Source organism: Vibrio harveyi NBRC 15634 = ATCC 14126 = KCTC 12724 (assembly GCF_001591145.1).
In the GTDB taxonomy this organism is placed as follows: domain Bacteria; phylum Pseudomonadota; class Gammaproteobacteria; order Enterobacterales; family Vibrionaceae; genus Vibrio; species Vibrio harveyi.
On the sequence record NZ_BCUF01000009.1, the window covers coordinates 92,827 to 114,333 of the forward strand.

Consider the following 21,507-nt stretch of genomic DNA (forward strand, 5'->3'; position numbering starts at 1 on the left):
GTTGGCGTTATTTCGCCATTAGGTCTGATGGGATTTCGATGCCCATTTCTTTGTAGTAACGCGCTGCGCCTGGGTGAAGAGGCACTGGCAAACCAGCAATCGCTTTCTCAATCGCCATTGCTTTTGTTGCTTTGTGGATGCCTTGTAGGAAAGGCAGGTTCTCGTAGATCGCTTTGGTTAGCTGGTAAACGTCTTCTTCCGAGATATCTTCACGAACTGCCAAGAAGTTTGGCTGTGCAATGGTGGTGATCGGCTTATCTAGACCCGGATAAGTGTTCGCTGGGATCTCGTACTTCGTCCATAGGTTATAACTGCCATTCGCCTCTTTGATTTGCTCGTCAGTAAACGAAAGAATCGAAATGTCTTTACCCAGCGCAGCAAAAGCTTGAGTAACCGCACCAACAGGTACACCTGCAGGCGTGTTCATGCCGTCAATGGTACCGTTTTGAAGTGCGCTCGCGCTGCCGCCGTAGCCCATGTAAGCAAGATTGAATTTATCAGGGTCTACCTTCAGACCTTTCATGATTTGGCGACCCGAGTTCTCAGTACCAGAGTTCTTCTTACCGATAGAGAACTTCTTGCCATCTAGGTTGTTCAGGTCAGTCACCGTGCCAGTTTTTGCTAAGTCAGAGCGAACAATAAAGTGCTCAACGTTTTGCCACAGCATAGAGACTGAACGCAGCTGCTCTTGGCGACCGCTTTTCTCATAAGGACCTTCACCAGACCAAGCCCACGCACCATAAAGACCTTGTAGAATCGCGAACTGTGCTTCGTTTTCGTTCAGCAGTTTGACGTTTTCACCAGAGCCCGCAGAGCTGATTGCAGAAAGGGAGAAGTGGTGCTTTGGTGCCAATTTCACTTTGCTTAACGTCGCCAACGCTACGCCCACAGGGTAGTAAGTACCACCTGTCGATGCCGTTGCAAGAATGTAACTACGATCTTCTGCCGCAGCGTTAGCAGCAATACCAAAAGAAGTCACAGTGACAGCCAAAGCTTTTACCAGCTTATTCATTTTCATTATTACTCTCCGTGTAGTCGTTTCACGATTGGGGATTTACATCATGTTAAATCTTTATTAACAACAAATTCCCTAAGGCAATTGAAATGCCAACTTTTAAGTCATTGTATTTATTGACATAAGTACAGAAAGACATCAAAAATGAGCAAAATTATGCTGATTTGATAGCAAAGCGATGAGCAAAATCTTGCTTATTCAAGAGGAGAAGGTTGCACGCCTAGATCGCAAAAGGTTAATAAAATGTGATCAAGACAAAATAAATGCACGATTGGCTGATAAGCAATATTTTGCCGACGTGATTTTGGATTGGACTACAACTAATGAGCGTCTTAACAATAAGAATAAAAAGCGCATCATTCTAAACTGCTCACTTTACCAGCGGAGGTTTATAGCCTAAACGACTACAAATAGCACAAAAATACAGCAAAACAATCCATGTTAATGAAATGAAAAGTCATTTATTCTAATCTTGAGTTTAAAAACCAGTTCGATCCACCAGTTAAGAAACAAACATTGACCGTATCAACTTATTTTCTACTTCGGGGTTGTGCCAATAGCCTCATGTTCGTTAGGGTAACTACACACCAAGGCAAACGTATTCCTTGGTGCTTTTTTGTCACTAAGGATCACTCATGTCAGCAACTGCGCAATCACAATTCGCTTTAAAACGCCCATCTGGCGTTGCTGCTGCGATCCTCCTGCTCTCTCTGGAACTGATTCAGAGCTGACAGGCTATATCTAAACTTTCTGTCAGCTTGAGAAGAAGCTGACGGGAACACCACATACTCCTCCCATTCCTTTCAGTTTCTTCCAAGCGAAACATAAGAGGAATAACAATGTTAAGCGCACGCAATATCGCCGCTTTGGGCTTCATGACTTTCGCCATGTACTTAGGCGCGGGTAACCTGATCTTCCCTCCATTTTTGGGTTACCAAGCAGGTGAAAACTTTCTGAGCGGGATGTCTGGCTTCCTCTTAACGGGCGTAGGTCTGCCTGCAATGGCACTGGTGATGGTCGCTATCGTAAACGGTTCAGACAAATTAACCGCCGCCCTACCTAAACCTTTGGCGACCAGTTTTTGGGTAATGGTATTTATCGTGATTGGTCCTGCATTCGTAATACCACGTGCGATTACCGTGGCTTACCAATTTAGCTTTGCACCAATGTTTGGTGATGCCGCTTTGGTACCTTTCACAATTGCTTTCTGTGTTATCACCATTTTGTTTGCGCTATACCCGGGCAAATTAGTCGACAACCTAGGCAAGATCTTAACCCCGGCATTGATGGCTATTTTAGTGATCATGTCTGTAACCGCTCTGGTTTATCCAGCCGGCGAGCTTACTACTGCAACGGGACCATATGTATCTGGCGCATTTGCTGAAGGCTTAACCCAAGGCTACATGACCATGGACGCGCTAGGTTCTATCGGTTTTGGTTGGATCATCTTCCGAGCGATTCGCAGCATGGGTGTGGATTGTCCGAAAGCCACCGCAAAATACACGCTAATTGCAGCTTTGATGTACGCCGTTGCCATGGCATTTGTTTACATCTCATTGGCTTACATTGGTTCGACAAGCTCATACTTGGGTTCTGAGTTCAGTAATGGCGGCGACATCTTAACGGCATTCACCTTCAGCCACTTCGGCGCATTTGGTTCACTATTACTTGGTGCCGTGATGGTATTAGCGTGTTTGACTACGGCTATCGGCGTAACCACAGCAGGCAGTGAGTTTTACGACAACACTTTCAGCAAAGTGAACTACAAAGGCTGCGTTATCACGACTATGGTGTTGGCAGGTTTGATCGCCAACGTAGGTCTGGAGCAACTATTGGCTATCACATTGCCAGCGGTTGTGGCGCTTCACCCAGTAGCGATTGCATTGATGATCATGGCACCAGTGCGCAACAAGATGTCGCAAATCATGGTCGTCGCGACGGCGTTCACTGCTCTAACGTTTGGCTGTGTTGATGCGCTGCACATCCTAGGTTACATGCCAGAAGCCGCAAACCAATGGTTAGACAGCAACATGCCGCTGTACCACTACTTTGCAAGCTGGATTGTTCCGACGATTGTCATGGTGATTGTGGGGGTCGTCTTTACCCGCAAGGCAAACCAACAACACACCGAGTTGGCAAACCAAGCCTAGATTGGCAAGTACCTTAACAAATAAGTACTTCAACAAAAAACGGCTTCCTCAGAAGCCGTTTTTTCTATGTATAGTCAGAGCGATTTAAACCAAACTTCTGCATCTTTTGGTTGAGGGTTCGGCGCGGTAAATCTAGCTCGACCATCACATCCGTAATTCGTCCTTGATGTCGAACTAGCGAGTCATGCAGCACTTTACGTTCAAAGTTGTGTAGCTGAATCGCCAATGGAACGCCTGCTTGTGTCTCTTCGGTTGTAGAAGATGGTCGACTGGAGAGAATTTCCATCACGGAGACGGTTTCATCCAGTGCAAAACGCATCGCGACATTCCTCAGCTCACGCACGTTACCGGGCCAAGCGTAAGCAAGAATGGCTTTTCTATCGGCTTCACTCAGCGGACGACTCCCTGGATTACTTTTCAGAGCAAAGTGTTCGAACAAGATCAACGCGTCTTCTTCTCGCTCACGTAGTGGTGGCAAATAGATCTGCGCCACATTGAGGCGGTAGTACAAATCCTGACGAAACTCGCCATGATCATTGAGATCTTCTTTCGCAGCGGCGATCACTCTCAAATCAACCGAGATCTGCTGATTACCCCCAACGCGCTCAACCGTATGTTCCTGTAATGAACGTAAGACTTTCACCTGCATCGACAGTGGCATACTCTCGATTTCATCAAAGAATAAGGTGCCTTTATCCGCGTATTCCAATTTACCAATGCGCTTTTTACCCGCCCCGGTAAATGCCCCTGCTTCGTGCCCAAACAGCTCACTTTCAAACAGGTTCTCAGGAATAGCACCACAGTTGATTGGCACAAAATGATGGGGGCTGCGTTGGCTTTCATTGTGCAAACTGGTCGCTACCAGCTCTTTACCACAACCTGTTTCACCGTAAATAATCACGTTAGTATCAATGCGTGCTAACTTGGCAACTTGTTCTCTAAGCTGTTGCATCACTCGGCTTCGCCCAATCAGCACTTCTTCTAAGCCGCTAACGCTAGATAGATACTCTTGGCGATCTTGAGTAGACGTTTGTGCGCGATAGCTCTCTACCGCTTCGGTCACTCGTTGGGATAAGCGCTCAGGTTGAAAAGGTTTCTCGATAAAATCGAACGCACCGTTTTGTAATGCGCCTACCGCCATATCAACGTCACCATGTCCGGTGATCAAGATAATCGGCGTTGGAATGTGATTGGCAATCAGGCTTTCTAGTATCGACAAACCATCGGTGTCCGGCAGGCGAACATCACTGACAATCGCATCAAATTCTTGGCTAAGAATGGCGGCTTTGCCCTCCTCCCCCAAACTGAACGCGGTCACGTCGAACCCCGCCAGTTGCAGCCATTGACTGGTAGCTTGGCGAACAATGTCATCGTCTTCGATAAGTGCAATTTTAGGGGAGTCGTTAAAAGCCATACGTTACTGCCATAGGGTGAAAAAGAAATCGCTCTTTGTTAACGGTAGCAAAAACCACTGAGGAGAAAAGGAGCTAGATCTCACTTCTTGCTTACAAGTCTTTAACATCCAACCAGTTAGGCGCACTCTTTAATGACTGTCGATGAGAACGCACTAGCTGAATGGAGTCAGTATGCAGCGCAAAAGGAATGGCAAAACATGGCTTGTGGTCGCAATTGCGGCAGTGCTGATGTTGTCTTGCTATAGCGCCAGTAGAGAGGTCGCCCGTCAGTGGTTGAGCGTGCAAACTCAAACCGAAGCTCAACAAAAACTGCTCGACTATATTGGTGAAGTTCGCCGTGCACTTAAACGCTTCTACCATCTGCCTTACCTTGTTACCAACAATCCAGAAACCATCGCGTTTGTGAAAGGAAACCGAACTTATTACGAGCCATTGCAAACCCAGCTGACTCAACTCGATAAAGCTGCCAATACAGAAGGGTGGTTAATCCTGTCTAACTCTGGCGAAGTATTGGTATCGAGTTTGATCGAAGAGCGCTTTAGCCTGTCTGACCGAAAAGCCATTGTGGAACAAATTCACAATCAAGGCGGCGGTGTTTCCTTGGTGAACAAAACCAAAGGTTCGAGCCCGTTGTATTATCTTGCTGCCCCTATCTACGACGGTCTGGATATCGCAGGCATTGTGGTGGTGCAAATCAACCTCAGCCTGTTGACCGAACAGACCATTACTAGCCAAGACATCATTACGTTGCAAAATCGCCAACAACGCTTTTTCCTATCGAGTAGCTCGCTTTATAACGCTGACTGGTTTAACGAACCGAGAAACACCGTTCAGTTAGAAACGAAACGCTTGTACGACAACACCAATATCAGTGTGTGGACGCTCAACCAACAACGTTATTTTGCGCACACCGTTAAATTGGATGATTTGAATTGGTACGTAAGCTACCTCACCCCTTCTAAGCCGATTCAACAAACCATAAACGTGATTGGTTGGAGCGTAGCTGCGCTGCTCTTATTGGTTGTATTACTCGTCATCATTGGTCTACAACGTCGCCAAAAGCACATCAACCAACAGCGAATTCAAGCCCTGTTGGAAGAGTCCCAACGCCGCTTGAAACAGATGATCAATAAGACCCACGTAGGTTTGCTATTGATTGATGAACAAGGACAACTGTTCGATCTCAACCCAATGGCAAAGCGCTTGTTCTGTTTGCCAGAAAGCGTCAATCGACACGCTTTTGCTTGGGAATTATTCGACGCAGGTAATCCCAATTCCACCACACTTAAGTTACTAAAGGACTTGCCTAAACATAAAGAGCTCGCAGAGATCAGCACGGTTGAAACCATTGCCAGACGCAGTGACGGTAGCGTCTTCCCTGTACTGTTCTCGCTGACCAGTTTCCCTTGGCATGGTGAGCAGTATTTCCTTGCAACAATCATCGACATCACTAAGCGGAAAAAAGCTGAGCAATCGCTGCAACAAGTAAACCAAGAGCTGGCGCAGCGGGTAGAAGAGCGTACTCAAGCGCTAAAAGAAGCGCAAAGCCAGTTGATTGAATCGAGCAAAATGGCCGCTTTGGGTCGCATGTCGAGCGCGATCACTCATGAACTCAATCAGCCACTAACAGGCTTGCGTACCCTGCTCACCACAAACGAACTGTTGGCAGAACGTGGCGAAACGGAGATGATGAAAGCCAACAATGTTTTGGTACAGAAGCTGATTGATCGCATGGCAAGCATGACCAGTCAGCTAAAGACGTTCGCCTACAACAAACCAGAAAGCTTACAGGCAATTTCTCTCACCTCTGCACTCGAAGATACTTTGCGAGTGTACCAATCCCAATTAGAGAACGTGGACGTACGTGTGCGCGTTCCTCATGACTTACCTAACATCATGGGTGAAGAACAACGGCTTCTGCAGGTCCTTGGCAACCTTGTGTCGAATGCATTGGATGCAATGGACCAAACCGCCAATCCACAGCTGAATTTGATCGTCACCCCAACCGACAATCAAGTAGAGCTCACGGTAAGTGATAATGGCTGCGGCGTCTCGGATAAAATGCTTGAATCCATGTTCGAACCATTCCAAACCTCAAAGAAAATTGGTAAGGGATTAGGACTGGGATTAGCGATCACCGCTAATAATATGCGCGATATGAACGGGCAAATTATCGTGAATAAAAATGAACAAAATGGGCTGATTTTCACTTTATTGTTCAAGTCAGCGTGATTTTGGATCGATTACAAAACCACCGTTAGAACTAAGCATCCCCGTCGTTTGAGAAAAACACGATCTCGATACAAGAATCCCTCCTTGACCTACACTATTCTCGAACACAGAAAACATACACTTCAAAACGATAAAGAGTGAGAAACATGATTAAGTTTCCTGAACATTTTCTTTGGGGCGGTGCTATTGCTGCAAACCAAGTAGAAGGGTCGTACAACCTTGGGGGTAAAGGGTTATCGACATCAGACATGCTGCCAAACGGTATTTTGAGTCCGCATCAAACCCGTGAAGAACGTACGCCGGGTATCAAAGACGTGGCGATCGACTTCTACAATCGCTACCCAGAAGACATTGCGCTATTTAAAGAGATGGGCTTTAACTGTCTGCGTCTGTCTTTGGCATGGAGCCGAATCTTTCCGAACGGTGACGAGCTAGAACCTAACGAAGAAGGTTTAGCGTTCTATGATAAAATTTTTGAGGAACTGGCGAAGCACGACATCCAACCTTTCGTGACCTTATCTCACTACGAAATGCCTTACGCACTGGTTGAAAATTACGGCGGTTGGGGTGATCGCCGCGTCATCGAATTCTTCGAACGTTATGCTAGCACCGTGCTGGAACGCTACAAAGACAAAGTGAAGCTGTGGTTAACGTTCAACGAAATCAACATGTCACTGCACGCACCATTTACTGGTGTTGGTTTGCAAGAAGACGCCAGTGAACAAGAGATTTACCAAGCGATTCACCACCAGCTAGTCGCAAACGCAAAAGCGGTAAAACTGTGTCAGCAAATCGTACCAAACGGCAAGATTGGTAACATGCTGCTTGGCGCAATCAACTACCCATATACCTGTAATCCTGATGACGTGCTTGCTGCAATGCATGAAAACAACAAGTGGTTGTTCTTCGGTGATGTACAAACACGTGGTCAATACCCTGGCTACATGAAGCGTTACTTCCGTGAAAATGGCATTGAAATTCAGATGGAAGCAGGCGATTTAGAAGAGATCGCATCAGCAAGTGTCGATTTCATCTCATTCAGCTACTACGCAAGTGGCTGTGCAAGTGCGGATCCAAAACAGAAAGAAGTGGGTAACATCGTCGATAGCGTACCAAACCCATATCTTGAAAAGAGCCAATGGGGTTGGTTGATCGATCCAAAAGGCCTGCGCGTTCTGCTGAACTTCCTTCACGATCGCTACCAAAAGCCACTGTTCGTCGTAGAAAACGGATTAGGTGCACGTGATGAAATCGATGAAAACGGTGAGATTCAAGATGATTACCGCATCGCTTACTTGAACGACCATCTTGTACAAGCACATGAAGCGATTCTGGATGGCGTTGAGCTGATGGGCTTCACCAGTTGGGGACCCATCGATTTGGTCGCGAACTCAACCGCTGAAATGAGCAAACGTTACGGTTACATCTACGTTGATCGCCACAACGATGGTCAAGGTACATTAGAACGTAAACGTAAGAAGAGCTTCTTCTGGTATCAAGATGTGATTCGCACTGCGGGCGGCTCACTGAAAAACTAAGCTTATTATCTAGATACAAAGTGCATGTTTATTTAGATATAAAACAGCAAAGCCCTGCAAACGCAGGGCTTTTCTTATTCCCAATTTCAATTCAGTCACATGACTAAACGCCAATTTCACCACCGTCTTCACGGCGAATAACCACCGTTGCGGCACGTGGGCGCAGTTTCATACCCGCAGGTGTTTCTTCCGCGGCATTGTCGCTGTAAGGCCAGTTACCCGGATGCTGAATGTTCACGAACAAGGACTTGTAATCTGGGCTAATGGTAAAGCCCGTCACTTCACAGCCGTTAGGGCCAACAAAGAAACGCTTCAGCTCAGCTTGGTTTTCTGCACCAATCACCTCTTGCGTACCGTTTTCATCCGTCAGTTTTGAAGGTACGACAGCAAGCATTTGGTCATTGGTGTAAGACGTCACTTCATCTGCGCCGTTATCCGTTTGAATCCACAGGATGCCACGAGGATCAAACGCCAATCCATCTGGGCTCGCAAATTGATTCAGTTCTGTCAGGCTGGAACGGTTAGTGTCCGCATCGCCGTTAGCAGGAGCTCCAAACACGAAGATATCCCAAATAAAGTCTGTCGCCGCTTCCCCTTCATCCCAACGGATTACGTGACCAAACTTGTTGTTCAAACGTGGGTTCGCAGGGTTGGTCTCATCCGTACGTTTGGTGTTATTCGTCAGCGTTAGATAAACCGAGCCTGTGAATGGGTCAACAGTACACCACTCAGGGCGGTCCATTGGCGTCGCACCGACAAGATCCGCCGCACCTGCTGTGTTAAGAATAATTTCAGCCAACGAGTTAAAGTTGTCTGCCAATGTGCCACCAGAGACTGTCGCGCTGTCTAGTGTCAGTGGTAACCAAGTACCAGAACTGTCTTCATTAAAGCGCGCCACATATAGTGTGCCTTCATCCATGTACTTATCGCCAGTGACCAAACGGTTTGTCGGATTTGCATCTGCTGGGTCCCATGCTGCTGCCGACTCAAATTTGTATAAGTACTCGAAGCGAGAATCATGACCTGAGTAAAACACCACAGGTTTGCCTTCTTCAAGTTTACCGAACGTACAGCCTTCATGGCGGAAACGACCTAGTGCAGTACGCTTCTTCGCACGCGAGTTTTGCGTGTATGGGTCGATTTCAACAATGTAACCATGACCATTCGCTTCGTTACGGTAATCGTCCAATGCGCTTGCTCCGGTTGGTTCAACGTTAAATCGTGTAAACTCATCCAAACGCTCTTCAGCATTACCAGCCAACGTTTCCCAAAGATAACGAGTTCGCTCATCATCAACACCAATACGATCTTGTTCTTCAGTACGAACACCAGCATTAACGAAATAGCCCGGCCAGTTTTCTTCACACGTTAGGTAAGTGCCCCAAGGCGTAAAACCATTACCGCAGTTGTTTAATGTGCCACGTGCTTGGCTACCATCTTGCGAAAAGCGCGTAACAGTCAGGTCTGTATTTGCCACGGGGCCCGAGAGATCCATCACTGTCGCACCAGTATAACGGCGGTTTAGTGGATCGGTATCAACCAGTTTCCACATGTTGTCTTCAAGCTGAACGCGAACCACAGAGACACCGTGGGCGTTAATTTCTTTACGTACTTCATCGACGATAGTGCGCACACCACCCACAACAGTAGGACCACTTGGGTGCAATGCTGAGGTATCAATGTATTCATGGTTAATACACAGTAATCCATCGGTGTCACTGTCGTTTAGTGAGAAGAAATGCATACCGTCATGGTGCATACCAAGCGCATTAAGCTGATCGGCACTCGTGTTGCTGCCATCGTCTTTCCAAGCATTACCTTGTGCATTTAAAGGCGTCCCCCAAGGCACCAACACTTGTGCGACGTAACCTTGCGGAATCGAAACAGCATCTGTCAGTGAGCCAGGAATCGAATCAAAATTGAGGACTGCACTTGAAACGCCAGAGCCGTTCCCCGCCGAAGTGCCCGAGCTAGAGGAGTTGCACCCAGAGAGACCAAATGCACCAAAAGCGGTCATTGCACCGACCCCCAAACCACCTTTCAGGATACTGCGTCGAGATAGGCTCGCTTCCAGTACTTCTTCAAAAGGCTTGTTATTACTCTGGTTGTAACGCGTCGTGTCGAAGGTTTCCTTACTCATGGTGTTGCTTTCCCAGTGTTAGGTTGAATTATAGGTTTGTATACCCAAGTGACTTCAAGATGCAGGATTCAGAGCGTTGTCATTGAGCGAGAGGAAGTTTGGAAGAGAAAAGTGACAGAACTAGTCTATCTTTATGAACTTTGTGTTTAGAAAATGTTATAAAACACACATCTATTCTATGTACTCCCGATTTTGCTTGGGCTAAGCCAGATTTGGGGGTATAAGGTGTACTCAAATCATCCACGAGAGATAATCATGAAACTAGATAAAATCGATAACAAAAATCGTCGTCTGCGTAAAAAGCTATTCCTAGGTGAATTCGCAATCCTAGGTTTTGAAATCAGCTGTGAAACAGACATCAACGACTTCGACCGTTACGATGCATTCGTAGATGAGTTTATCGACTACATTGATGGTCTAGATCTGTGCTTCGGCGGCGGCGGTCTAGAACTGTTTGAAGGTTTCCTATGTTCAACTGAGCGCTACGGCAGCGCGACAGAAGAACAAAAAGCACAAGTTGTCGCTTGGCTAGAAGCTCGCCCAGAAGTAAGCAGCGCGAAAGCGGGCGAACTGGTTGACGCAAACTACCTGTAATTGCAGAGTCACTCTGTAATAAACAGAGTTGAGCAAGTAATGAGAAAGCTGGTCCTCGGACTGGCTTTTTTGCGTTTAGAAGCCGTGAATTTCTGAAGTACTGAGAACCGGAAGCGCGAACCGCTTTGATGGCTTGGAACCGTTAGTCTTTGGGAGTATTTTGGTATTTGGGGATACGTAGATATCTGGAAAATATGGTGAGCGAGAAATAATGGCAGTTTTAGATAATTTTAGAGCTGGCATTTTATGGAAGCTTATCCGTCCATTGCCAGCTCAGTGTCACGAGTGTGGTTAACTATGCTTTTTTGCTAGCGTCAGTTTTTGTGTCTTTCCAGTATTGGATACGTACACGATGCAACTGTGCTTTTCTCATCTTTTTCATAGCAATCTCCCTCATCTATATAGGTAGCGCTCATCATGAGCTTATTGTCTAAGGTTGTTTTCCCCTCCAATCTATCGGGGAACGAATAAATTAACCGTGATTGATTTCACAACATAATGACAAAACACGCCATGTTGCAGTCAATTTTTGAACAGTTCGACTGTGTTTTATCGTATGGCAAAGGTTAACCTATCCACTGAATATGACAGATTAATGGCAATCAAGTTCCCTATTCCATCTGTCATTGAATCTTAATAATGATTCTCGAATAGCCTAGCAATTAATATACCAGTTACGCATAACGATACCACGCATGTGCTCAAGCTAAGGTTGGATTCGCTGCTGGTAATGTTGTCGGTAGTCTCGCGGAGTCAGCCCCTTGTAGGTTTTAAAATGGCGATTAAACAAAGCTTGATTGCGATACCCTACTCGCTCAAACACAATGCCAATGGGCAACTCAGTTGATTGCAGCAAGTCGGCGGCATGGTTAATACGCAGTTTCATCAAGCGTTGGCTAAAGGGTTCTTTAAAGTGCTTTTTAAACAGACGAGTCACCGCACTTTCACTCAGCGATAAATCATTAGCGAGATCGGCAAGTGTTATCTTGCGAGCGAAGTGTTGTTCTAGATACGCGCTCACCTTAGCAACACGCTCTCTTTCTTGTTGCTCATGTTCGCTCATCGAGAGATAAGAATGTGTCATCAGTGTTTTGGCTGCTTCATCATGCGCAAGTAACGAAAGTACATGAATAAAGCGAGCTAGTTGCTCCATCGCAGGTACTTTCATCAACTCATGAAGAAGCCCCACAACTTGTTGAGCAGTTCGCTCAGAGAACACTACTCCTTTATTTGCTGCCTTGAGCAACGGATCGAGCTTGCGCAGTTCCGTGCAATAAAACATCAGATTGGCAATCCACTCACGCTTAAACCAAATTACATGGGTTTCACAGTTATTTTCTACCAACGTGGAATGAATAGAATGAGGAACACCCGGCGCAATCAATAACATTTGATTGTGGGTCACTTCCAACTCGTGATGACCAATGTGCAGAGTTCCAGAAAAGTGTCGATGAATGACCAACTCGTACACATCATCATGAAAATGGAAGTCATACTCCTTTTTAGGCTCATCAATACGACGATAGCGCCAAGAAAAGCCAGGTCTCTGCGGTACTTTTTCGATGTGCGCCATTTGTCACTCCACAAGATAGTATTGTTATACGCGCAAATAATATCAGTATTACCGACACATTCTTTACTACGCCTCAATAGTATTGATATTGAGCGGTATACTATCAACTTAACTCTGTCACGTTCCTTATCCTTGCGTTGAAAAGAAGGCTAACCAAGGAGCTGTTATGAGTAATTTCAAAACTAAGCTGCGTCAGATCATGCAGAAAACTCGTGATGAATGGGCAATATTTGCAGTAAAAGAGATGGGAATTTCATCCGACACTGTCGCTAAATCTTATGGCTACAACTCGAGTTGTGATCTTGAGCAAACTCTTAAACAAGACGAAAAAGACACCGATTCGTACATTCGCTCGACACCTTGTGCGAGATCTCTCACAAGCGATGTAAGTAAAAAGACCATTTTTGACTAAGAACAAATCAACCAATAAACCTAACTAATTGAAAATTATTAATTATCCTTTTTTAAGCAATATTCGCTGCCAAAGTTTTTTTACCTAGCTGATTGAGAGTAATCAGCAAAACAACAATACTAAACATGTCGACAGGATGTTGGCGGGAACAGGAAAAAAGCCTAAAGGATTGGGTATCTTCAGGATGAAGATTTGGTAGCTTAGGATGAGTTATCAGCAAGGATGTAGTTAAGCTCTAGGATAGAGTTCGCCCGTCAGGATGATAGGCAAGAATGGACACCGCTAGGAAGGCGATGAACAAGGAACTCGGTTAAAGGACTTAGCCACAATCAAGGATAGATGCAGGGAGCACCTATTAGTAGCCGGATTGCTGCGAAAAAGAATAAGCCCCGTCTGGGAAACCAGGCGGGGTTTTATTTTGCCCGTCATTTATGCTCCTCTCTACGTTCGGTCTTGCATCATGCTATTATTTCAGCAATTTCTTTAGCAGATTCATTCTCTGATAGACGCTTTCTTTAATAAACATCGAGCAAACGACGCCCTATGCTGAATCCAGTTTGGTTACACACATTCAAAACACTAGTTGAAGTCGGTCACTTTACGCAGACGGCGGAAAAGCTTTATATGACTCAACCCGGTGTCAGCCAGCACATTAAAAAGCTGGAGCAAGCTTGTCAGCATCCATTGATTAAGCGCGAGAACAAAAGCTTTGAACTTACGGAGCAAGGGCGCATGGTGTATGCCTACGCGCTAGAACTTGAAGAAAAAGAAAAAAGCCTACTAGAAGATTTGAGCTTTGATGATCCACATGCTGGATACTGCAAACTCGCATGCTCTGGTGCGCTTGCCTTGATGCTGTTTGATCCGCTCCTTGAAAAACAGAAACAACATAAAGGCTTATCGATTCACCTAGAAGCTGCACCCAACCAATCTATTCTTAATGGCGTTGCTGAGGGTCGAATTGATATGGGCATCGTAACCTACTCACCAAATAAAAGCGTGTTCCAAAGCGAACAAATTGGTCGAGAGACTTTATGTTTGATCTTACCTAAATCCTACCGAGGAAAAACGCTCACACCGGAGTTACTGAAAAGCTGTGGCGTGATTGGTCACCCAGATGCTGAACATTACATGACGCTATTTTTCGATCAATGTGCCGAACCCTTACTAAAAGAGATCAAAGTCAGCGACATGCCGTTATCCGGGTACGTCAACCAGTTAAGCCAGATCTTACTGCCAGTGAGTAAAGGACTCGGCTTTACCGTTTTACCGCGCAGTGCGGTGGAGAGCTTTGCATTAAGAGAAGAGTTATATGTCGCCGAATTAAAGCAACCGGTATATGAAGATTTATTTTTGGTTAGAAAACGCAGCCGCACATTGCCACTGCGCTACCAAACCATCAAGCAGGTCTTATTGAATGTGATCGGTACTGCTGTTCATCAATGATGTCAGCCATTCTTCACTAGTAATACGCTTATCTTGGCAATCCACCCAATATGGCTTGCCAGATAACCAACTCTTTGACGCCACCTCTTTTATAAACACATCCACAGAATCAACGTCATCTTTGGCATAATCCCATTTGTTGCGCATGTGTTCTGCCGCCTCGCGATTGGTATACGCCTTGCCGTTACGGATAAAGGTGCAAGAGGATTGCTCAACTCGTTTCATCAACGTCGAGATATCTTCCTCTACCTCTGCTAATGCAAAGGTAGGCAGAATACTTAATGTAAGTAGCAACGACCACTTTGCTTTCATCATAGCTTTATCCTTATCCCTGACCACGTAACTAATAGTAAGTAACTAATACCAAGTAACTACTAATAAGTGACTTAACTATTCTGGTGTTTGGCTGTTTAGTTCAGCCATTATTGCCACCATGCCTTAGCAGGCTGAGGCTCCGCAATCGCCAAACGTTGACCAATCTCAGGGCTCACTAACGTTACACCGCGCTCTTCACTAATGTCTAACGCGCGTTGCATCGGTTCATTCCAATCATGCATCGACAGATCAAACGTACTGTTGTGAATCGGCATCATCACTTTGCCCTGCACATCGATGTGTGCTTGAACACTTTGCTCTGGGAACATGTGAATATCTGACCAAAGGTCATTGTATGCGCCCGTTTCAATCATTGTGAAATCGAATGGACCGTACCTTTCACCAATCTCTTTAAAGCCATTGAAGTAACCTGAGTCACCACTGAAGAACACTTTGTGTTGCTGTGCATTAATAACCCAACTGCCCCACAGTGTCGTATCACGGTCTGTCAAACCTCGACCAGAGAAATGCTGAGTCGGAGTCAGTGTATATTCAATGCCGTCGACAGAATGTGACTCCCACCAATCTAGCTCGATCACTTTCTCCTTAGGCACGCCCCAGTTCACCAGTAATTGCCCCACTTTCAAAGGCACCAAGAAAGTTCCAACCTTGTCACCAAGCTCTTTAATCGAGGCTTTATCTAGATGATCGTAATGGTCATGGCTGATCACCACGACATCGATACTTGGCAAATCTTGCAAAGTGATTGGTGTTTGGTGGAAACGCTTTGGTCCTGCCCATTGGACAGGAGATGCTCGGTCACTAAAGACAGGATCGGTCATCACCAACTTACCATCAAGCTTCATCAACACGCTCGAATGACCAAGACGGTATATGACATCATCTTGTTCTTCTAGTAGTTGTGTCGCAGTCATCGCATGCACTGGAATTTCAATTGTTGGGGTTGGATTCGCACGCTCAGTTGTGAAATAAGCTTTCATGATACCGAACATATCGCCCAAACTGCTTTTGTATTCCAACTCGGTGTTTGCAAATTTGTCCGGGTATGTTGGCGCTTTTTCAGTATCAACATTAGAACAAGAAATCATTGATGTACCCATCGCGAACGCTCCTACTGTGGCTAGCAAAGTTTTTTTCATAAAAAGTAAACCCGAACAAAAGTAAACTACACGGTGCAGTTTACATTCAAATTATCAAAAGTAAACTACTTAGTGTAAAATAGATCCAGAAATGATCTTCCTAACTTAACAAGTTTATGAATGTAAAAAGAAAAAGTCGTAGCGAGACCAAAAGAGAAGCGATTCTCTGCGCGGCGAAACAAGCGTTTCAAGAATTTGGGGTGCAAAACACCAGCATGGATAAGCTGTCTTCAATCGCTCAAGTATCAAAGCGAACCGTCTATAATCACTTCCCTTCTAAAGAGGCGATCGTGACCGAGTTGCTGACGGAGCTTTGGCGCTCATCAATGATGGACAGCGATATTGAACGTTTACCCACACTGCCGCTGAAACAGCAATTGATTGAATTGCTCTACAGTGAGATCGTCGTCGTGACGGAACCTAACTATATTGAATTAGCAAAAGTCGCGTTTGGACACTTTTTGTTTAAGCCGGAAGATCTCAAAGAACAAGCTGAACGCATGTCAAAACAAGAAACCGCGTTACATCGTTGGCTCACCGAACATGCCCAAAACGGCGCGCTTAAGATCGAAGATGTGGATGTGGCAAGCATTCAGCTACATAACTTACTTAAAGGCAGTGCATTCTGGCCACAGTTAATGGGGATGCGTGCTTCTTTAACAGAGGAAGAGTCCAGAGCGCTAGCCACCCAAACGGCTGAACTCTTCTTAAGTCACTATAAAAACAACTAAAGTAAAGCGGTCAAATAGCCGCTTTTTTTAGTTTTCTCACATCGAAAAATGATGAATTTTTGACTCAATTTTCTTTTTCTCGCCCTTGACAGTCGCACACAGCAAGGCGCGAGAGTTCGATAAATTATTTTTGTCGTATCGACGATATTTTTTCGTTTTCATCTCATGAGAAAACGCCCTAAGGTGCGCACCTCTGACGACGTGGTTGTCCAACCACAATTCTAAATCGTTGAAGCGAGTGGATTCTGTCACATCAATTAAACCCACTCACTATACTCTATATTTATATTTTTAATTTGGTACTGACTTACTAAGGAATTGCCATGCGTATTGCTATTCTTTCTCGTAATGAGAATCTATATTCAACCATGCGCCTAAAGCAGGCGGGTGAAGAGCGCGGACATCAAGTTGATGTGATCGATACTCTGCACTGTTATATGGATATTACGAGTAACAACCCTAAGATTCGTTACATGGGTGAAGAATTGCCAAAGTATGACGCGGTTATTCCTCGCATTGGTGCATCTATCACTTTCTACGGAACTGCGGTTGTACGTCAGTTTGAAATGATGGGCACATTCTGTGTGAACGAGTCAGTAGCAATCAGCCGCTCTCGTGACAAGCTACGCTCTATGCAGTTGCTATCACGCAAAGGTATTGGTCTGCCTCGTACTGGTTTTGCTCACCACCCTGATAACATTCAAGACGTGATCAAAAACGTTGGTGGCGCACCATTGGTTATCAAGCTACTTGAAGGCACTCAAGGTATCGGTGTTGTACTTGCTGAAACAACGAAAGCGGCAGAAAGCGTTATCGAAGCATTCATGGGTCTAAAAGCGAACATCATGGTGCAAGAGTTCATTGAAGAAGCAAATGGTGCGGATATCCGCTGCTTCGTTGTAGGTAACAAGGTTATCGCAGCAATGAAACGTCAAGCAAAAGAAGGTGAGTTCCGCTCTAACCTTCACCGCGGAGGTTCTGCTCAGCTAGTGAAACTAACCAAAGAAGAGCGTGCAACCGCAATCAACGCAGCGAAAGTCATGGGTCTAAACCTATGTGGTGTTGATATTCTTCAATCGAAAAACGGTCCTGTTGTGATGGAAGTGAACTCTTCTCCAGGTCTTGAAGGTATCGAAACTGCAACAGATAAAGACGTTGCAGGTATGATCTTCGACTTCATCGAGAAGAACGCAAAACCAAACGCTAACCGTACTCGCGGTAAAGGCTGATAATTGTTTGAGTGGGAGCCTATAGACTAGGCTCTCTTTATCACTCATCGCTAGGATGACACTATGAATCAGAAAATGATCATTGGGAACGCCGAAGCAATTTGCTTACCTGAGTTAGGGATTACTCACCTTGAAGCGCGTATTGATACAGGCGCACAGACTTCTTCTCTGCACGTAGATAATCTAGAGTGCACTGAGCAAGACGGTCAGTCATACGTAGAATTCGATCTACACCCAGATGTTTACCACTTAGAACAAGTGGTTCGCTGTAAAGCTCCACTGAAGGCGAACCGCAAGGTGAAATCATCAAACGGAACGTTCGAACACCGCTGCGTGATCACAACGATGCTACGCATGGGCGACCAAGAGTGGCCTATCGACATCACGCTGACTAACCGTGAAAAGATGACCTACATGATGTTGCTAGGTCGTCAGGGTATGGCAGACAAAGTTCTGGTAGACCCGAGCCAATCTCACTTATTGGCTCCATAATCCCCGTAGCTTCAGATGAGCGAACTCCGTGGTCGCTCATCTGGCTCTTCTGTACTTTTCTAGCTGTCCTTTTCGCCATTCTCCTCTTTCATATTCTTACTTCTCAGTACAGAGCGCATTAACCCTTTAAGTTTTATCTTCGTCACTCGCCAATGCGTAATGGGTCTAACCGGCGCGGTATTGATGATGTGTTGATAAGCATCTTCATCAAACTCAACTTCACCACCATGTGCGGCCAATAAACAACTCGGGTTCATCTCAAAAACTCGCTTTAACGACCGACGATATTGGTTGGGATGAAATATAGGAAACGGCGCAATCAAATGACTTTTTACCTGCACCATTAAATCCGCGACATAAAGCACATCCTGCTCAGCATGAAAAACCGATAAGTCTCTATCAGTATGTCCGGGGGTTTCCAATATTTGCCAATCAGAAAATCCAGGTACGGCGTCACCATCCACCAGCTCAATATCTGGTCTTAGTTTTCGCGAATACCATAGATTCCGCTTTGGTTTACGCATTCGATTCGCCATCCAACGCGCCAAAATCAAATCGGTCAAATGCATCAACCAACCATCAAAGCCGCCATACCAATGAGTGTCTCGTTTCGCAGCTAAGATCTGGCACCCCGTAAGCTCTCGCAACTTGTGCGCAGCCCCCGCATGGTCAGGATGCATATGCGTGACCACCACCATTTTTAAGTCGGTGAACGAACGATTAAGCTGATGCTCAATAAAATCTTTGAGGTGTGGAATATCGGCTCGACTGGCGCCATCAAGCAACATTAACTTGTCTGGATACTCGGCGAGATACATGGTTTGGATGTATCCCTGAATTCTATGCAGCTGCAAAACATATCCTTGTTTTGTTGGGTCTTTATTCTTGTTTTTCTGCGACCAAATCCTTACTGGTCAGACCAACTATAACAGCAGAATGGACACTCTGTTAAATAAATGTTTACACCGCGACTCGACAACAGTTGTTAATCGAAAGAACAAATTTTAATCATTAGACTCTGATTGGGTTTTATCCGTTAATGCGCGCACACGGAGTTCGTGTCAGGGTATGAGGTTAGCGCCTCATGATTTGCTTTTTTGTATTTCCTCCTCCTATTTCAGCGAGGGTTTAAATACATTTTTGTGAGAATCGAGTTGGAAAAAGCAACTAAATTAGACCGCATCCGCGCGGACTACAACGTTCACTACTGGAGCCAAGGCTTCTACGGAATTGATGACCAAGGCGAGGTTTACGTATCTCCTCGTAGTGACCGTGCACACCAAATCCCTTTCAGTGCGATTGTAAAAGAGCTAGAAGCTAAGCAGTTGAACCTGCCTGTGCTAGTGCGCTTCCCGCAAATCGTGCACCAACGCGTGCATGGCATTTGCCAAGCTTTCAACCAAGCAATTGAAGAATACCAATATCCAAACAAATACCTGTTGGTGTACCCAATTAAAGTAAACCAACAGCGTGAAGTGGTTGATGAAATCTTAGCGAGCCAAGCGCAGCTAGAAAATAAACAGCTGGGTCTAGAGGCAGGCAGCAAGCCAGAACTATTGGCGGTACTGGCATTGGCTCAACAAGGCAGCTCCGTGATCGTGTGTAATGGCTACAAAGACCGTGAATATGTGCGTCTAGCACTGATCGGTGAAAAGCTAGGTCACAAAGTATTTATCGTACTAGAGAAGCTATCTGAGCTTGATCTAGTACTTGAAGAAGCGAAAAGCTTGGGTGTAACTCCACGTCTTGGCTTGCGTATCCGCCTTGCATCTCAAGGTGCAGGTAAGTGGCAAGCAAGCGGCGGTGAGAAATCGAAGTTTGGTCTATCGGCATCACAAGTATTGAGCGTGATTGATCGTCTAAAACACGAAGACAAGCTGGATACCATGCAATTGGTTCACTTTCACCTTGGCTCACAGATGGCAAACATCCGTGACGTACGCAATGGTGTGAATGAATCCGCACGTTTCTACTGTGAATTACGTGCCATGGGTGCAAACATTGATTACTTCGATGTTGGCGGCGGTTTAGCAGTAGACTACGACGGCACACGCAGCCAATCTTCGAACTCGATGAACTACGGTCTTGCAGAATATGCGCGTAACATCGTGAATACAGTCGGTGATGTCTGTCAGCACTACGACCAACCGATGCCAGTGATCATCTCTGAATCGGGTCGTTCTCTAACCGCTCATCACGCTGTGTTGATTTCTAACGTCATTGGTACTGAAACATACCAGCCGGAAGAAGTATTCGAACCTGCAGAAGATGCACCAATCTTGCTACAAAACATGTGGCGTAGTTGGGAAAACCTGCAGGATGGTACCGATGCACGTGCATTAATTGAAATTTACAATGATACCCAAAGCGATTTGGCCGAGGTTCACTCGCAATTCGCTACTGGCGTACTGAACCTTGAGCAACGTGCGTGGGCAGAACAACTGTCTCTGCGTATTTACTTCGAGCTAAGTCGTCAAATGAGTACCAAGAACCGTTTCCACCGTCCTATTTTGGATGAGTTGAGCGAACGTCTTGCGGACAAGTTCTTCGTGAACTTCTCTCTTTTCCAATCCCTACCAGACGCATGGGGTATTGATCAGGTATTCCCTGTTTTACCGCTTTCTGGTCTTGGTGATGTGGAAGAGCGTCGTGCGGTGATGTTGGACATCACTTGTGACTCCGATGGCGCGATTGATCACTATGTTGATGGTCAAGGCATTGAGAGCACGCTACCAGTACCAGCATGGAGCAACGACAAACCGTACCTAATGGGCTTCTTCCTAGTAGGCGCATACCAAGAGATCCTTGGTGACATGCACAACCTATTTGGTGATACCCACAGTGCAGTAGTCAATGTTGATGAAGACGGTCAATTCGAGATCAGCTACATCAACGAAGGTGATAGCGTAGAAGACATGATGCGCTACGTTCACATCGACGTAGATGCGATTCGTGACAATTACAAACAATTGGTTTCAGAACGAGTTGAAACCAGTGAACAAGAACAAATCCTAGCTGAACTGGAACAAGGTTTGGCAGGCTACACCTATTTAGAGGACTTCTGA

The 21,507-nt window shown here is 45.6% G+C and carries 17 protein-coding genes; 10 read left to right on the plus strand and 7 right to left on the minus strand.

What is annotated here, in order from left to right; all coding sequences use genetic code 11:
* Positions 1–7: 7 nt before the first annotated feature.
* Positions 8–1,018, minus strand: a complete 1,011-nt coding sequence (locus VHA02S_RS07140; RefSeq protein WP_038899456.1) for a TAXI family TRAP transporter solute-binding subunit — start codon at positions 1,016–1,018, stop codon at positions 8–10.
* 836 nt (positions 1,019–1,854) lie between these two features.
* Here VHA02S_RS07140 and brnQ point away from each other — a divergent pair.
* On the plus strand, positions 1,855–3,165 hold the full coding sequence (gene brnQ, locus VHA02S_RS07150; RefSeq protein WP_005453319.1) for a branched-chain amino acid transport system II carrier protein: 1,311 nt from the start codon (positions 1,855–1,857) through the stop codon (positions 3,163–3,165).
* Positions 3,166–3,229: 64 nt separating this feature from the next.
* On the opposite strand, the gene VHA02S_RS07155 is transcribed toward brnQ, so the two are convergent.
* Positions 3,230–4,579 carry a sigma-54-dependent transcriptional regulator gene (locus VHA02S_RS07155; RefSeq protein ID WP_038899457.1) on the minus strand — a complete coding sequence of 450 codons (1,350 nt, stop codon included), beginning with the start codon at positions 4,577–4,579 and terminating at the stop codon, positions 3,230–3,232.
* A gap of 172 nt (positions 4,580–4,751) precedes the next feature.
* Here VHA02S_RS07155 and VHA02S_RS07160 point away from each other — a divergent pair, with 172 nt between their 5' ends.
* Positions 4,752–6,812, plus strand: a complete 2,061-nt coding sequence (locus VHA02S_RS07160) for a sensor histidine kinase (protein ID WP_038899458.1) — start codon at positions 4,752–4,754, stop codon at positions 6,810–6,812.
* A gap of 146 nt (positions 6,813–6,958) precedes the next feature.
* Positions 6,959–8,350, plus strand: coding sequence for a glycoside hydrolase family 1 protein (locus tag VHA02S_RS07165; protein ID WP_038899459.1), 1,392 nt, complete (start codon positions 6,959–6,961; stop codon positions 8,348–8,350).
* A 103-nt stretch (positions 8,351–8,453) separates the two neighbouring features.
* On the opposite strand, the gene VHA02S_RS07170 is transcribed toward VHA02S_RS07165, so the two are convergent.
* Positions 8,454–10,490 (minus strand): PhoX family protein, encoded by a 2,037-nt coding sequence (locus VHA02S_RS07170; protein ID WP_038899460.1) that lies wholly within the window; start codon positions 10,488–10,490, stop codon positions 8,454–8,456.
* 255 nt (positions 10,491–10,745) lie between these two features.
* On the opposite strand from VHA02S_RS07170, the gene VHA02S_RS07175 reads away from it, so the two are divergent.
* Entirely contained in the window at positions 10,746–11,084 is a 339-nt protein-coding gene (locus VHA02S_RS07175; protein WP_005453308.1) for a YggL 50S ribosome-binding family protein, read from the plus strand.
* 706 nt (positions 11,085–11,790) lie between these two features.
* Here the strand turns inward: VHA02S_RS07175 and VHA02S_RS07180 are convergent.
* Positions 11,791–12,657, minus strand: coding sequence for an AraC family transcriptional regulator (locus tag VHA02S_RS07180; protein ID WP_009703629.1), 867 nt, complete (start codon positions 12,655–12,657; stop codon positions 11,791–11,793).
* Between the two features lie 166 nt (positions 12,658–12,823).
* Here VHA02S_RS07180 and VHA02S_RS07185 point away from each other — a divergent pair, with 166 nt between their 5' ends.
* Both VHA02S_RS07185 and VHA02S_RS07190 read left to right on the plus strand, forming a co-directional pair.
* Positions 12,824–13,069, plus strand: coding sequence for a hypothetical protein (locus VHA02S_RS07185; protein ID WP_005453301.1), 246 nt, complete (start codon positions 12,824–12,826; stop codon positions 13,067–13,069).
* 543 nt (positions 13,070–13,612) lie between these two features.
* Positions 13,613–14,515, plus strand: a complete 903-nt coding sequence (locus tag VHA02S_RS07190; protein WP_009696858.1) for a LysR family transcriptional regulator — start codon at positions 13,613–13,615, stop codon at positions 14,513–14,515.
* Here VHA02S_RS07190 and VHA02S_RS07195 read toward each other — a convergent pair.
* Together VHA02S_RS07195 and VHA02S_RS07200 are read right to left on the minus strand one after the other, a co-directional pair.
* Entirely contained in the window at positions 14,480–14,827 is a 348-nt protein-coding gene (locus tag VHA02S_RS07195; protein WP_172461348.1) for a DUF5329 family protein, read from the minus strand. The two genes, VHA02S_RS07190 and VHA02S_RS07195, sit on opposite strands and share 36 nt — an antisense overlap.
* Before the next feature lie 110 nt (positions 14,828–14,937).
* Positions 14,938–15,951, minus strand: a complete 1,014-nt coding sequence (locus VHA02S_RS07200) for an MBL fold metallo-hydrolase (protein ID WP_038899461.1) — start codon at positions 15,949–15,951, stop codon at positions 14,938–14,940.
* A gap of 155 nt (positions 15,952–16,106) precedes the next feature.
* Between VHA02S_RS07200 and VHA02S_RS07205 the strand changes: the two genes are divergently transcribed.
* The 3 genes from VHA02S_RS07205 to VHA02S_RS07220 all read left to right on the plus strand — a co-directional run bounded on the left by VHA02S_RS07205 (position 16,107) and on the right by VHA02S_RS07220 (position 18,442).
* A complete protein-coding gene (locus VHA02S_RS07205; protein WP_005453294.1) occupies positions 16,107–16,721 on the plus strand; it encodes a TetR/AcrR family transcriptional regulator in 615 nt (204 codons plus the stop codon).
* Positions 16,722–17,044: 323 nt separating this feature from the next.
* Positions 17,045–17,950, plus strand: a complete 906-nt coding sequence (gene rimK, locus VHA02S_RS07215) for a 30S ribosomal protein S6--L-glutamate ligase (protein ID WP_005453290.1) — start codon at positions 17,045–17,047, stop codon at positions 17,948–17,950.
* Between the two features lie 63 nt (positions 17,951–18,013).
* Positions 18,014–18,442: an ATP-dependent zinc protease family protein gene (locus tag VHA02S_RS07220; protein ID WP_005432588.1), complete on the plus strand. Its 429-nt coding sequence runs from the start codon at positions 18,014–18,016 to the stop codon at positions 18,440–18,442.
* Between the two features lie 59 nt (positions 18,443–18,501).
* Here VHA02S_RS07220 and VHA02S_RS07225 read toward each other — a convergent pair whose 3' ends face one another.
* Positions 18,502–19,260, minus strand: a complete 759-nt coding sequence (locus VHA02S_RS07225; RefSeq protein WP_005453288.1) for an MBL fold metallo-hydrolase — start codon at positions 19,258–19,260, stop codon at positions 18,502–18,504.
* A gap of 336 nt (positions 19,261–19,596) precedes the next feature.
* Here VHA02S_RS07225 and speA point away from each other — a divergent pair, with 336 nt between their 5' ends.
* The gene (speA, locus tag VHA02S_RS07230) at positions 19,597–21,507 is read left to right on the plus strand and encodes an arginine decarboxylase (RefSeq protein ID WP_009696853.1); all 1,911 of its coding nucleotides are present in this window, start codon (positions 19,597–19,599) and stop codon (positions 21,505–21,507) included.

Excerpts from the sequence above, each read along its gene's own strand:
- VHA02S_RS07225 (WP_005453288.1), bottom strand. The coding sequence starts at position 19,260 with ATGTATCTCGCCGAGTATCCAGACAAGTTAATGTTGCTTGATGGCGCC.
- VHA02S_RS07205 (WP_005453294.1), top strand. The coding sequence starts at position 16,107 with ATGAATGTAAAAAGAAAAAGTCGTAGCGAGACCAAAAGAGAAGCGATT.
- VHA02S_RS07155 (WP_038899457.1), bottom strand. The coding sequence starts at position 4,579 with ATGGCTTTTAACGACTCCCCTAAAATTGCACTTATCGAAGACGATGAC.
- VHA02S_RS07195 (WP_172461348.1), bottom strand. The coding sequence starts at position 14,827 with ATGAAAGCAAAGTGGTCGTTGCTACTTACATTAAGTATTCTGCCTACC.
- VHA02S_RS07160 (WP_038899458.1), top strand. The coding sequence starts at position 4,752 with ATGCAGCGCAAAAGGAATGGCAAAACATGGCTTGTGGTCGCAATTGCG.
- rimK (WP_005453290.1), top strand. The coding sequence starts at position 17,045 with ATGCGTATTGCTATTCTTTCTCGTAATGAGAATCTATATTCAACCATG.
- VHA02S_RS07220 (WP_005432588.1), top strand. The coding sequence starts at position 18,014 with ATGAATCAGAAAATGATCATTGGGAACGCCGAAGCAATTTGCTTACCT.
- brnQ (WP_005453319.1), top strand. The coding sequence starts at position 1,855 with ATGTTAAGCGCACGCAATATCGCCGCTTTGGGCTTCATGACTTTCGCC.
- VHA02S_RS07185 (WP_005453301.1), top strand. The coding sequence starts at position 12,824 with ATGAGTAATTTCAAAACTAAGCTGCGTCAGATCATGCAGAAAACTCGT.
- VHA02S_RS07190 (WP_009696858.1), top strand. The coding sequence starts at position 13,613 with ATGCTGAATCCAGTTTGGTTACACACATTCAAAACACTAGTTGAAGTC.
- VHA02S_RS07175 (WP_005453308.1), top strand. The coding sequence starts at position 10,746 with ATGAAACTAGATAAAATCGATAACAAAAATCGTCGTCTGCGTAAAAAG.
- VHA02S_RS07180 (WP_009703629.1), bottom strand. The coding sequence starts at position 12,657 with ATGGCGCACATCGAAAAAGTACCGCAGAGACCTGGCTTTTCTTGGCGC.
- VHA02S_RS07170 (WP_038899460.1), bottom strand. The coding sequence starts at position 10,490 with ATGAGTAAGGAAACCTTCGACACGACGCGTTACAACCAGAGTAATAAC.
- VHA02S_RS07165 (WP_038899459.1), top strand. The coding sequence starts at position 6,959 with ATGATTAAGTTTCCTGAACATTTTCTTTGGGGCGGTGCTATTGCTGCA.
- VHA02S_RS07140 (WP_038899456.1), bottom strand. The coding sequence starts at position 1,018 with ATGAAAATGAATAAGCTGGTAAAAGCTTTGGCTGTCACTGTGACTTCT.
- VHA02S_RS07200 (WP_038899461.1), bottom strand. The coding sequence starts at position 15,951 with ATGGGTACATCAATGATTTCTTGTTCTAATGTTGATACTGAAAAAGCG.